At 37.9% G+C, this 12,881-nt stretch carries 14 protein-coding genes and 1 pseudogene; 10 read left to right on the forward strand and 5 right to left on the reverse strand.

The window, feature by feature from the left end; translation table 11 throughout:
- Nucleotides 1-251 (forward strand): annotated as a pseudogene (locus MLD65_RS08285) (NAD(P)/FAD-dependent oxidoreductase); the annotation flags it as partial.
- 339 nt (nt 252-590) lie between these two features.
- Here the strand turns inward: MLD65_RS08285 and asnB are convergent.
- On the reverse strand, nt 591-2,435 hold the full coding sequence (gene asnB, locus MLD65_RS08290) for an asparagine synthase (glutamine-hydrolyzing) (RefSeq protein ID WP_243291410.1): 1,845 nt from the start codon (nt 2,433-2,435) through the stop codon (nt 591-593).
- Nucleotides 2,436-2,705: 270 nt separating this feature from the next.
- On the opposite strand from asnB, the gene MLD65_RS08295 reads away from it, so the two are divergent.
- On the forward strand, nt 2,706-3,254 hold the full coding sequence (locus MLD65_RS08295) for a DUF2777 family protein (RefSeq protein ID WP_243291411.1): 549 nt from the start codon (nt 2,706-2,708) through the stop codon (nt 3,252-3,254).
- A gap of 73 nt (nt 3,255-3,327) precedes the next feature.
- Here MLD65_RS08295 and MLD65_RS08300 read toward each other — a convergent pair whose 3' ends face one another.
- Together MLD65_RS08300 and MLD65_RS08305 are read right to left on the reverse strand one after the other, a co-directional pair.
- Entirely contained in the window at nt 3,328-3,669 is a 342-nt protein-coding gene (locus MLD65_RS08300; RefSeq protein ID WP_243291412.1) for a YisL family protein, read from the reverse strand.
- Between the two features lie 357 nt (nt 3,670-4,026).
- A complete protein-coding gene (locus tag MLD65_RS08305; RefSeq protein ID WP_243291413.1) occupies nt 4,027-4,932 on the reverse strand; it encodes a fumarylacetoacetate hydrolase family protein in 906 nt (301 codons plus the stop codon).
- A gap of 453 nt (nt 4,933-5,385) precedes the next feature.
- Between MLD65_RS08305 and MLD65_RS08310 the strand changes: the two genes are divergently transcribed.
- The 8 genes from MLD65_RS08310 (at nt 5,386) to MLD65_RS08345 (ending at nt 8,028) form a co-directional block, all read left to right on the forward strand.
- On the forward strand, nt 5,386-5,553 hold the full coding sequence (locus MLD65_RS08310) for an aspartyl-phosphate phosphatase Spo0E family protein (protein WP_243291414.1): 168 nt from the start codon (nt 5,386-5,388) through the stop codon (nt 5,551-5,553).
- Nucleotides 5,554-5,673: 120 nt separating this feature from the next.
- A complete protein-coding gene (locus MLD65_RS08315; RefSeq protein WP_243291415.1) occupies nt 5,674-5,895 on the forward strand; it encodes a spore germination protein in 222 nt (73 codons plus the stop codon).
- Nucleotides 5,896-5,905: 10 nt separating this feature from the next.
- Nucleotides 5,906-6,139 (forward strand): spore germination protein GerPB, encoded by a 234-nt coding sequence (locus MLD65_RS08320; RefSeq protein WP_243291416.1) that lies wholly within the window; start codon nt 5,906-5,908, stop codon nt 6,137-6,139.
- A gap of 68 nt (nt 6,140-6,207) precedes the next feature.
- Complete coding sequence (gene gerPC, locus MLD65_RS08325) at nt 6,208-6,831, forward strand: spore germination protein GerPC (RefSeq protein ID WP_243291417.1); 624 nt, start codon at nt 6,208-6,210, stop codon at nt 6,829-6,831.
- Complete coding sequence (locus tag MLD65_RS08330) at nt 6,828-7,004, forward strand: spore gernimation protein GerPD (RefSeq protein WP_243291418.1); 177 nt, start codon at nt 6,828-6,830, stop codon at nt 7,002-7,004. The genes gerPC and MLD65_RS08330 overlap by 4 nt, the downstream gene beginning before the upstream one ends.
- Nucleotides 7,004-7,381: a spore germination protein GerPE gene (locus tag MLD65_RS08335; RefSeq protein ID WP_243291419.1), complete on the forward strand. Its 378-nt coding sequence runs from the start codon at nt 7,004-7,006 to the stop codon at nt 7,379-7,381. Before MLD65_RS08330 ends, MLD65_RS08335 begins: the two co-directional genes overlap by 1 nt.
- Before the next feature lie 135 nt (nt 7,382-7,516).
- On the forward strand, nt 7,517-7,735 hold the full coding sequence (locus MLD65_RS08340) for a spore germination protein (RefSeq protein ID WP_243291420.1): 219 nt from the start codon (nt 7,517-7,519) through the stop codon (nt 7,733-7,735).
- 74 nt (nt 7,736-7,809) lie between these two features.
- Nucleotides 7,810-8,028 (forward strand): spore germination protein, encoded by a 219-nt coding sequence (locus MLD65_RS08345; RefSeq protein WP_243291421.1) that lies wholly within the window; start codon nt 7,810-7,812, stop codon nt 8,026-8,028.
- 73 nt (nt 8,029-8,101) lie between these two features.
- Here the strand turns inward: MLD65_RS08345 and MLD65_RS08350 are convergent, their stop codons facing one another.
- Together MLD65_RS08350 and MLD65_RS08355 are read right to left on the reverse strand one after the other, a co-directional pair.
- Complete coding sequence (locus MLD65_RS08350; RefSeq protein ID WP_243291422.1) at nt 8,102-11,518, reverse strand: SbcC/MukB-like Walker B domain-containing protein; 3,417 nt, start codon at nt 11,516-11,518, stop codon at nt 8,102-8,104.
- The gene (locus tag MLD65_RS08355) at nt 11,515-12,696 is read right to left on the reverse strand and encodes an exonuclease SbcCD subunit D (protein ID WP_243291527.1); all 1,182 of its coding nucleotides are present in this window, start codon (nt 12,694-12,696) and stop codon (nt 11,515-11,517) included. The genes MLD65_RS08350 and MLD65_RS08355 overlap by 4 nt, the downstream gene beginning before the upstream one ends.
- Nucleotides 12,697-12,881: the final 185 nt, after the last annotated feature.

The following is a 12,881-nucleotide window of genomic DNA, read 5'->3' on the forward strand; positions in this document are numbered from 1 at the left end:
CCATATTATCAGGGATTTATGCCGCTTACGATATCCTTGGTGTAGAAAGCTATGAACAACTTACAAAGCAAATATATAAAAGCTATGATGATTCGCTCGTTTTACGAAGAATGGTGGAAAAGCTGGATAACGAAAAACTTGATCTTATCGTCAAGCAGCTCGACGGTTACATAGGCGAAAAGTTGTTCCAACACACAAGGCTAAACCCGATTAAAGTTGCAAGCTTTTTCCTACGCCCGTTTCTAACCTAATTCCGTGTAAACAAATAAATATTTTGACATCGAATTTATAAGAAAAGGACAGCACGCTTGCTGTTCTTTTCGTTTTGGGCAAGCAGAAAAAAAGCGAATCCGCAAGTCATACAAGATATACGCAAGTTCATAAAAAAAACGCAACCGCAAGAGGGACGCGCTCACACCTTTTTAGCTGAAAGCTTCTTAAGAACGAAACCGAGGCTGTCCGAAAAGTAGTATTTACGCCCCTAAATCTCAAAAGGTAGACCTAAAGAATGTTGATTTGACAGCATTCTTTAGGTCTTAATTTTGGATTATTTTACCCTAAAATCGAATTTTTAGACAGCCCCGGTTTTTTTACTCAATGTTTATTCGGTACTTTTCAAACCAAACATGAACTTGTGCCAAAAAGGCGAGCAGCTGAGGGCCGGTCATGAGCTGGCCGAACCACGGTGTTTGGAACGTTTGTCCTTTTGAATCCATTAATTCGTTTAGTGCTTTTTTATTAAACAACTCGTGGAGAATCGAATCTTTATGTTGTAAAATCGAATTTAGCCATTTTAATACTCGTTTTGTATATTCGGGATGATGTGTTTTCGGGTATGGACTTTTTTTGCGGTACAATACTTCATCTGGAAGAGTTCCTTCTAATGCTTTTCGTAAAATTCCTTTTTCACGATTGCCGTGCATTTTCATTTCCCACGGGACATTCCATACGTATTCTACTAGCCGATGATCAGCAAATGGAACCCGTACTTCAAGACTTGCGCCCATACTCATTCTGTCTTTTCTGTCTAATAATGTCGTCATAAACCAAATCATATTGATATAAAAAAGTTGTCGGCGCTTCGTCTCTTCTTCGGACTCTCCATCTAATACAGGTGTTTCATTAATGGATTCTCGTAATTTTTGAATCGAGTATTCTTTCAATTTTAATCTTTTTTGCCATTCTTCTGTAAATAAACCCATTCTCTCTTCTGTTGAACGCATCCAAGGAAAGCCAGTTGATGCTAAATCTTCTTTACGATGGAACCATGGGTATCCCCCGAATATTTCATCCGCACATTCGCCTGATAAACTGACAACAAAATCTTGTTTTATTTCTCTACAAAACCAGAGTAAGGATGAATCAACATCCGCCATCCCCGGCAGATCACGAACGAGCACTGCTTCTTCTAAATGTTCTATAAGTTCTTTTTGCGTAATCATACAATTATGGTGAATCGTTCGGAATGTCGAACTCATCTTTTGAATAAAAGAAGTATCGGAATTCGGTTGAAATTCATTCGCTTTAAAGTGCTCATCATTTCCTTCATAATCGATGGAATACGTATGCAACCTACCTTTCCCTTCTTTTTCAAAGGCTTTTGCGGCGATTGCCGTTATCGCACTTGAATCAACCCCACCGGAAAGAAATGTACATAAAGGGACATCGGATATGAGCTGTCTCGTTACAGCATCTGTCAATAAAAAACGAATCTTTTCAACGGTTTCTGAAAAGGAGTCCTGATGCACATTACTTTCTACATTCCAGTATCGCCAAAGACGGAGACCTTCGCGAGAGAACGTTAATGCATGGCCAGGCCTTAGTTCCTTTATTCCTTTAAAAACACCCGATCCTGGAGATCTTGATGGCCCAACTCCAAACACGTCTGATAATCCCTCATCATTTACCACAGCCGAAATATCAGGATGGGCTAAAATCGCCTTTAATTCTGATCCAAAGAGGAGAGAGGGACCTTTTTGCGAATAAAATAACGGCTTTACACCAAGTCTGTCACGAGCTAAAAATAACGTCTGTTTATGTGAATCCCAAACGGCAAAAGCAAAAATACCGTTAAAGTAATCTACACACTTTTCATGCCATTCTATATAAGCCGTTAACAATACTTCTGTATCCGAATGCCCTTCAAACGTATAACCTTTACGTAGCAATTCTTTTCTAATATCTTCAGTATTGTAAAGCTCCCCATTATAGCAAACCGTATACGTCCTTTCTCCTTTTTTACGAACCATCGGTTGCTTTCCACCAGTTGGATCGACGACAACGAGACGTTTATGTCCAAAAATCACATGTTCTTCCGCCCAAATATTCGTATCGTCTGGCCCACGTTTCGTTAACGTCTCCGTCATTTTCGACACGGACTTCTTCTCGTTTGCGAGTGGGTCTTTCATATGAACCCATCCTGCAATACCACACATGCCAATCATCTCCTTCTCATGTTTCAGAACGGTATGGATCTATAAATGAAACTTTATATAGAGTGAAGCCTTTCTTTTCATTTCATTTTGAATGTTCTCTTAATGTTTTTTAGGCGAGGTCTCACCGTTAGTGATAACAACCACTTTATTTATGAAAAAATCATGTAGTTATTGTATGCAAGAGCCCATGTTGATTTGAGTTGTCTAAATGAATAAATTCCTTCACTTTTGTCCAAAACGATGAAAAAAGCTATTTGGAGGTGAATGTTCGTGATTTCAGAAGCAAAGGATCAGTTATTACGCGAACAAAAACGTTCATACATAGTGGGTACCTTTCATCAAGATGAGACAGAATGCTTTTTATCCTCTGAAGACGATGAATACATTCCCTTGAACGAAATCCACTTCAAAGCCGTTGAAGTAAATTTAAATGGAAGATGGAAAAATGGTGAATGGCTTGGAGATGGCTGTATTGATTTATGTGGAAACCATTATGAATTACAAGAAGGTGAAGTCATTCGCTTGAAGAAAAATTTAACTTACTGCTTTGAGCAAATGTTAGAAGAGCTGGCAGATACGAGTTTTATCATGTTTATTCATCACTTAAACAAACTTTCATTTTCAATATACGATTTCATCTATGGATATAACCAACGGATGTTTGATCACAAAGGTGCTTCCATTTATGTATTTGATAATGAAGAAAAAATTTGTTCCGTCCAACACGTTTTCAAACGAACAAATGGTTTTTCAGACCGCTTCGAATTTACGTTAAGCACTGGAGAGCGGAGTATCATTTCTACTTTCCAAAAGGAATAAACTTTCAGTGATTGACCGTCAAAAAAAAGCACTGGACGTACCCAGTGCTTTTCTCAAATGATTATTATACAAACTACATTCCTAACGGTAAGCGGAATCCAAGTAAAATGACTAAAATTAATACAACCCAAAAACCGATATAAATTCCTTTTGATAAATTCCCTTTCGTTTTACGAATGAGAACCATTTCCATTAATCCGATTAAAACAATTGCTAACACCGTTTTTCCGATATATTCACCAACAAATTTAGTCATTTGAAACACATTAAAGCGGAAAATAAGTTCAGCCCCTGTTGCAATGACAACTAAATAAAAAAGACGAACCGCCATATGTAGCCCTTTTGAATATTTCGCAAATGCAATAAAGAATAAAATAAGTAAAATCACCCAAGACGTAATGTGAAGATGCGTCATTTATAAAACCTCCTTTTTAATAACTATTCTAAAATAATCTTAACAAAATTCGTATAAAAAACATAGTGCTTACCCTCGTTTCCCTACTCATTTTTCCTGTAAGATTCATAAAATCGACAAATAGTGTGATAAAAATCACTAATTCAATGAGTTCAGAAAAGCGCAAGCGCCTTGCTCAGCGTCAGACAAACATGTTCTACGACGAAAAGGCGCTCTTTGCCTTTATTGGATGAAGGGTATTTGACTTCGAGAGAGTATAACAAAGCTCCATTCATTGCATTTTAACGCATTAGCGAATGTAAACTTTCTGAAACAACGAAAAAAGCAAAATCGGTTCATCCGATTTCGCCTTTTTTACTATTCTTTTACTTTGTTTTTAAGTGTACCGATTCCTTCAATCGTTACTTCGATTGTATCGCCACGTTGTAAGTATTTAGGTGGTGTGAAGCCTTTTCCGACGCCTGCTGGTGTTCCAGTAGCAATGATGTCGCCCGGCTCTAATGTCGTCCCTTTGGAAATAACAGAAATAATTTCTGGAATCGAAAAAATCATTTGTTCCGTATTCGCTTTTTGACGTATTTCACCATTTACTTTCGTTTCAATCATTAAGTGGTGAGGATGTGGTAATGAAGACTTATGTACAAGAACAGGTCCCATTGGACAAGATGTATCTAGACTTTTTCCTAATAAAAATTGCTTATGGCGACTTTGCAAGTCACGGGCAGTTATATCATTCATAATCGTATACCCGAAAATATACTCCATTGCTTCATCTGGATGAATCCGCTTACCTTTCTTCCCGATGACAATCGCTAATTCTCCTTCATAATCTAATTGTTCCGTAACATCCGTGTGTGGATCAATTTCTTCTTCATGAGCTATAACGGTTGTCGGTGTTTTCGAAAAAAGCATCACATGTTTTGGGATGTCTTCCTCTGTTCCTAACTCTAATGCATGATCTCGATAATTTTTTCCCACACAAAAAATATTTTTCATCGGCCTCGGAATTGGGGCTAATAATTGAATGTCCGAAAATGAATAAACATAGGATTCCCTTTCTTCTTGCTTTTTCACTAATTCCATCAATGTTTCAATATAATTGACAAATTTATCTCCTTGCTTCATACATTCCACCATTGAGACTGGTGTGAATTCCTCATCGTATAACTTTTTCTCTGCTTTTTGAATATCAATGACAAATTCTTCTTCAAAGATGAGCCCTAAAAAATGCCGGCCGTGTATTTCTGCTGTAACGAATTTCATATTTACCCCCATTTTGTTTTAAATCATTTCTTCTCATTCAATGCCGTTTGAATCATGACATCTTCTACATCTCTATGCTTACTATTCGCCAATACTTTACAAATTTCCTTTAAAAGTAACGGAGTTGTTTCAAAATTTTTAAATGGACTGACCACGGCCCATCCGTTTCGATTAATTTAGGTTTCCTTCCAATCGCTTTGTTAACTTGGTTAACCTTCTAGTAAACATATGGGAATTTTATTAATTTTTATTAAAGAATTACATTTTCTTCCGATAAAAATAATATATAATGATATTAATCCTATATAGAATGTGGATTAGCCTATACTGACTGATTTTTCACATTATTACCAACCCCATATGTGTAAATAATTGTATAATAATGCTTTAGTCGATTAGTCATCTATTGTATAATATTTTTAATTCAACAGGCAGAAAGTTGGGTATGCAGTGATGTCCATTAATCAAATTGAAACGGTAAGGCTCAAATTAATTGAGACAGCTAAAAAATACGGAATGAATTCAACGAAAACGATTCAATGTAGCCAAGAACTTGATACATTACTAATAGAAGAAATGCGTATGAAAAGGGAAGCAATGAAAAAAGCGAATGATTCATGAATTCATTGCCTCCTCTTTCTTTTTTTACCCCGGTTCATCTTCTTCCATTTATACACCTCCTCTAACACTTCGACATACAATGTATATCAAGACTAAAGCCTAAATTAAAGGGTGTTTTAAATGCCAGCCATTGTTGGAGCATTCAAAGTTAACAGCGTCGGAACGAGCAGTGTCGTTCACGTTGGTGATGTTATTACTATTTCTCCTAATAGTGTCGTTAAAACATTTGCAGGTGCTGGGTCGTTCAATACAGGTGACGGCTTATATGTAGTAAACCAAAATAGTGTCACAAACACATACGATAGTGATTTAGTTGACCAACCAATGGTACTAAACGCTTAGGAGTGGAAGTATGAATTTTTATATTCAACAATCGATTAATATTCAATATTTGCGTGTAGGCTCCGTCAGCAATTCTTCTGTTTTACAAATTGGAAGTGCCGGCATGATTAAACCTCTTTCGAACCTTTATAATACAGGTGGTTTTACGGGACCTGCTCCGTTACCGAAAAAGCCAGGTGTTGGCGTTGTAGAGCCTAGCTCTGCTCAGACGTTAGTACCACTTCAACCACCGGCTAGTTCTTAGGCATTCACCTAATTCCTCTCATCTGCATACAATACTAAGACTAATCATGCAGAGTGAGGTGACCGGTGATGAATTTCGACCCCTACCGCTTACAACAATATTTGGACCAATTGTACCAATATATTCTTCACCAAAGTGAGCGAATTGACTACTTAGAGAAAACTCTGCATTCCTTGACGGACGAATTAGCTGAAATAAAACAAAAGCCTTACACCAATATAGAAAAAGTCGAATATAAATTCGATCAATTAAAAGTTGAAACATTAGAAGGTGTGTTAAATATCGGTTTAAACCCAACAGACCCAGAGAGTATTGATCAATTTGATGTAGAGCAAAAAGGACTTCAAGTGAATGAAGTTCAAAAAGAAATAAAAAATCAAATTCAACAACAATGTCATACGAATGTGATGAATTATTTACAAAATGAATGCCCATCTAAAATAAATGAACTCGCTAAAAAACATCATGTGAATATAGAGGAAACGTACCAATTTTTAATTATTGAAGACATTAAAAAGCAAATTGATGGGCGAATTATGTATTACTTACAATCACTCCGTATTCATGAAAACGTTGATGTTAAACAGCAAGTAGAATTTGTTGAACGTAAAGTAAAACAAGACATTGAAAATTCCATTGTGTACTTCCTTCAAAAGATACCAAAAGAAATGAAAGGGGACAACACAGAATGAATTACACCGTCGTGAATAAAGATTTATGTGTCGGCTTCGTCAATATCATTGGTGTCTCAAGCTCCTCCGTGTTTTTAATTGGGGATACGAATACGATCTCTTTATCTTCCATTTTTGATACGCCGCCAGAAGCATTAATCGTAGGCGCATTCGTGCCACTATCTCCAGAGTAATGAGACTTCTTAACCGGATCACAAATGTTCAAGCGGCGTATATTAACTCGGTCGGATTAAGCTCCGTTTTTCAAATCGGGGATTCATGTACCATTACACCTACCGTCAAAGCTTTAGCTGTACAAAGGGAAGCTGACATATTTTTTGCACGAGAGGGAAACTTAAATGAATATCCGATTTTTTCGGAATCCATCCCACAACCAACATTTACGGAAGATTTTCAAGGTGCGACACATAATGAATGTCCATCCATTCAAGTAAAAGGAGTCCGTGTTTTAGCGATTTCCTCGTCTGCTGTTGCCCATTTCGGTTCAACAGATGAAATCCGAGCGGAAGCCCGTGTGAAACATATTCGTCAATTATTACACGGAGAATGACCTTTTATAAGCTCTTACTTTTTGAAAAAGTGAGAGCTTCTTCTTGTTATAATCCTAACAGAATTGTTGATTCGGAACTTGTTATCAAATGGATGCATATGATACAAGTAGTTCAAGAAAAAAAGGATGTTCGAAATGCCCGCAATTGTAGGTCCTATTAAAATTAATGAAGTATCTGGTGGTGTTATTAACTTCGGTGATTCCTTTTATCTTTCACCGAAAAGTGCTGGGAAGAGCGTATCGGGTTCAGGGAGTGGTAATACTGGAGATTTCCAAATCATCAATAATGGTTTCAGTGTATCTAGCGGAATCGATCCTGATATTAATGACCAAAACCAAACAGCGAATGCGTAATTCCATTATGACCCTAGAACGATTCAAATGTCCATGAATACACTAAGAATATACTATGAGAAAAGGTGTTTCAAATGCCCGCAATCGTTGGTCCAATTAAAATTAATTCCGTTTCCGGAGGGATTATCAACTTCGGTGATTCCTTTTATCTTTCACCAAAATCTGCTGCTAAGTCCGTATCTGGTTCAGGTGGAGGGAATACTGGAGATTTCCATATTGTCAATAACGGCATTAGTGTGACAAATGGTATAGATCCAGATGTGAATGATCAAAACCAGACGGCAAATGCTTAAAATATGTCTGGTTTTTCCTTTTTTTGTACGTAAAAAGAGGACAGCCTTTACGCAGACTGTCTCCTCCTTTAATTTATATTGTCTCGATTTTCACTCGCGTCCCACGGCCGGATGGTTCGGCTTGTTCAACGATGAGTCGCTTCGGAAGTCGGGCTCGTAACTCTTGTACGTGACTAATGACACCGACAGACAAATTGTTCGAGTGTAGTTTTTCAAGAGCGGAAACGACGGTATCAAGAAGGTCTGAATCCAATGTCCCAAACCCTTCATCTAAAAAGAAGAATTGCAACGGGTATTGACCACGAAGCTGTATTTGTGCTGATAAAGATAGAGCGAGTGCGAGTGACGTCATGAACGTTTCTCCTCCTGATAGCGTTGTGACAGGTCGTTTCACACCACCGTTGGCGTCATCCCGTATAATAAATCCACCTTGTGAATCTACTTCAATAGCATATCTTCTTCGCGTTAGTTGTCCTAATCGTTCCGATGCATCGAAACTGACTTGTTCTAGCTGTTCTTCAGCAATGTATTCTACAAAACTATTACCTTTAAAAATCGATTGCAGTTGATTGAGTTGTTCGATATGACGTTCTAAATGGTGCTTTTCTTCTTCTATTTCCATAAAGCGCTCGTGCTTATTTAAAATCGTCGTTAATTGTGTTTGAGCGGCCCCTTTTTCAGCAATGGCATTATTTAATCGTTCTTTCATTTCTCGTTTTTTAGTCTGTAATTGCTCCCACTGCTCTTTCGTAATCGTACGCCCATTTAATTTTTCAGTTACGTTTTGAAGAGCTGTTTCGATTTCTTTTACTGCTTCCTGATAAACCGTTACTTTTTCTTTTAGTCGCTGTTTTTCTTCGGCTGGTAGGACAGCCATTAAAGCTTCTTCAATTTGCTCGAACTTGGACGATTGCTTTTCTTCGTGCCATCTTACTTCCGCTTTTTCCAGCTTCTTCTGGGAATCTTCCCACTGTTTTTTCGCAGTATACCACTTACGTTGAAGATCGTGTAATTGATTGGATAATTGCTGCCATTCTTCATAAGCTGATTGTTCTTGTTGTTGATAATGCTTTAATGTATGTTCAACTCGTATTAACTCTTCATGAAGTGTGTGAATATTAATATTTTCTTCTTTAAATCGTTTTTCTTTCTCTTGAACCGATTGCTGTTTTGCTTTTAATTCAGCCGTTTTTGCCGACAATTCATTGGACGTTTTATATTCTTGTTCTTTTAACACTTGTTTTAATCGTTCTTTTTCTTCAATAAAAGCCACGCTTTTTTCGATTCGCTCCGTTAATTGTTCAACAAGCTCCTCTTTCTGTTTTAACCGCTCAAGTTTATCCTCTACTTCATCGATAGGAACATCTTCAAAAGCAGCTATCCAATTTTTCTTTTCTTCTTCTAGTTGTTCATATAGCCACTGTTGTTTTTCTTCCAGTTCCTTTACTTCTGTTTCAATGGAATGGGCTAACGGTTCTTGTTGTAGCTTTATTTCCTGAAGGCGACGAATTTCTTCATGTATATTCGTCAGTTTACCTTTAATTGATAAAAAGTCTTGTTGTAATGCCTTAGTTTCTGTCACAAATTGTTTAAATACATGTTCGATCGATTCATTTTCAGAAAGCGCATCATAGTGTATTAATGGTTCTATCGTAGCGGCGGTCACATCACGTACTTCTTGTAAAATGATTTGCTCTTTGACGATCGTTTCTGATAAGTCTTCCAGTTTTAGTTTTAACGTGCGAATGTGCTGTTCTTCTTTCATGACTGAATCAAGATCGTTTTCGAGTGTATCGAGTTTTTTTTGCCACTTCGAAAGTTCTTCAGCTGAGGAACTGATTTGTGGTGCAGGATGGTCGGTTGAACCACATACAGGGCAAGCCTCCCCTTCAATTAAATCTTTAGCAAGTTGCTTCGCTACTTCATGTGTACGAACCTTTTCGATATTGGCTCTGACTGTTTTTATTTGAATTTTTAACCACTGTCCAAATCGTTCCATTTCACGGTGACGCTCACTAACTAGCTCAAATAAACGATTTAGCGCAAAATATTTTTCAACTAATTGCTTCTCTAAAACACGCTTTTTCTCATCGATTTCTATCCATTGCTTAGAAAGCGATTGAAGCTGATCGTTTTTCTTTTGTATTGACTGATGAATCTCGCTCACTTGTGTATTCAGCTGATTGATTTGTTGCTTTTTCTGTAATGCCGTTTGGAGCTTTTCACGCTCTTCTACTCTCACGCTCGTTTCTTTTAGCTCTTTTTTTAGTTGAGCTTGTTTCTCAAGCGCTCTTGTTAAAATATCCTCAATTTTTCTTATCTCTGTTTTTGTTTGCTCAAATGAAGATTGCAACGATTTACATTCTCGTTGTAGCGAGGTTACTAGTTGTTCATCGTTTTTAAGCTCCTCGGAAATGTCTTTGAATTGGTGGAGCTTTTCACGTCTTTTCATTAAAACGGGCTCCTGTTGAGCTCGTTCTTGACGTATATGTTCAAACGCTTGTTTCTTTTCTTCGAATTGTTTTTTTGTGATCTCTACTTTTGCTGTTAATTCGTTCGTTTCAGCTTCATATGTTGATTGTTCTTTCGTTAACTCCTTGACAGCCTCTGCATAGGGCTTTAATCGTTCTGCCTCTTCAGCATCGATGAGCTGCTTTTCGATTTTCTGAAAATCTTCCTTCTGTTTTTGATACGTTTCCTGTTTTTGCAGAAGCAACTGCTGTTCATTTAGCCATTGCCAAATTTGTTGTTGTTCGTCATATGCTTGTGTGAAATGTTCATGTTCTTTTTCAACTTGTTCTAAATGCTTTATACGCTCATTTACCGCTTCTTTTGCTTGTTCAACCGCTTCCTTTGAAGCATCGCCAAGTCCGGTTTGCTCAGCAGAAAGTTCATTATACGTCGCTTTTGATGTTTGAAGTCGTAGCTTTAACTTTTTCGTTAATACATCACCGTACTTTTCTAAATGAAAGATTCTTTGTAGCATTTGCCTGCGTTCAGATCCTTTTAACGATAAAAATTCAGCAAATTTCCCTTGCGGAAGAACGACCGCTCGTGTAAAGTCATCAATCGTTAATCCTAATAATTCATGAATTTTTTCATTGACTTCATTGGCTTTATCAGCTAAAACAACGGTTTCGTCCCCTTCTTCCATTAGGCGGCAAATGGACGTTTTAATGCGGATATCGTCCGTTCGTTTAAATTTACGTTCAATTCGATAACGTTTCGTGCTCTTTGCATTGGCGAGTTCAAATGTAAAACTAACGGAAAGTTGATTTTCTGCATGGTTCATAATACCTTGCGTATTATTGGAAGCTCTTTCGACTTTCCCGTACAACGCAAGGGTCATCGCATCTAAAATGGATGATTTTCCGCTTCCGGTCGGTCCAAAGATACCAAAAACCCCACCGCTACATAACGCTTCAAAATCAATTTCTTGTTTTTCGCGGAAGCTATGCAAGCCAGCTATCGTTAATGTTATCGGCTTCAATTCGAATCAACTCCCACTTTCTCGTCTTCTGCTATAAGCTCTAAAAATAGTTGTACGAGCTCTCCTTCCGGTTCAGCTCCACCCGTTTGCTGCGCATAAAAACGTCTAAACACTTCATCGATCGGGACATTCTCTTTTCTGCTTTCTCGTTTCATTTCCTTGTCTGTTTGGAAAATAGGTCGAATATGAATAAAGCCATCATGGGCTTTTCTTAGGCGATGAATTTCTTCGAGTGATAAGTTATTTGTGAGCTGGATTTCCAGATCAATCCACGCATCTCTGTCCTTGCCTTCTTCCAGCCATTGATATACTTCTTTAAGCCCTGCTTTCGCTTTCCATTTGACAAGCGGCTTACCACTTGTTATATACACTTCTGAAACGGACGCTTCTTCTCTTGGTTTCACATCAATAATCGAAACGCTTTTCGCATAGCCTGCTTCCGAAAAGCTATAGGCTAATGGTGAACCGGAATATCTCGCCTTCGTTAGTGCCTTTTTCACATTTTGCGGTCGATGTAAATGACCGAGTGCAACATATTGCGCGTTCTGTGGTAAACTCGTTGCGCGTACTGTATAAGCTCCTCCGACTTCAATCGGCCGCTCGGAATCTGTCGATGCTCCTCCTTGAACATATAAATGACTCATCGCAATATTAACCGTATCTTTCTTAAATTGCTCAGCCATCAATTGAAACAAGTCACGAATTTTTTCATCATATTGATCGCGCAGTAGAATTTCGTCATGCTCCTCTGATAGCAATTGTTCTAACCTTGCTTCCGACGGATAAGCTAATGCTGCAACGTTTAGTCCTTCATTCAAAGAAGGTACAGGTATGGTGACAATGTTTGATGTCGGATAACCGATTAAATGGATATTTTGTTCTGTTGCAAGCGGCGATGAAGCAGAAAGCCTGTCTGGGTTATCGTGGTTCCCAGAAATGACTACAACCGGTCTTTTTCCTTTATCGGATAGCCTTGACATACTATCATAAAAAAGCTGTTCAGCTTGAGCTGGCGGATTCACGGTATCAAATACATCACCAGCCATTAAAACGACATCTATTTTTTCCTGTTCAACGATTTCTTGTAGCTCGTCTAAAAATTGTGCCTGCTCAGGAAGACGACTTCTTCCTTCAAGTGTCTTTCCTAAATGCCAATCCGCTGTATGCAAAATTCTCAAAGTTTTCATTCCTCCCTTACTTGAAGAAAGCTTGGGGCTGTCCGAAAAGGAGTATTTACGTCCCGAAAGACCGAAAGAATGTTGATTTTACAGTATTCCTTTGGTTTTAATTTTGGAGCATTTTACTCTAAAATAGACTTTTTAAACAGCCCCGGAATTCACGTTGTGAGTTATATTAATCGATT

This window comes from Bacillus sp. FJAT-47783 (assembly GCF_022808615.1).
GTDB lineage: Bacteria > Bacillota > Bacilli > Bacillales > Aeribacillaceae > Bacillus_BZ.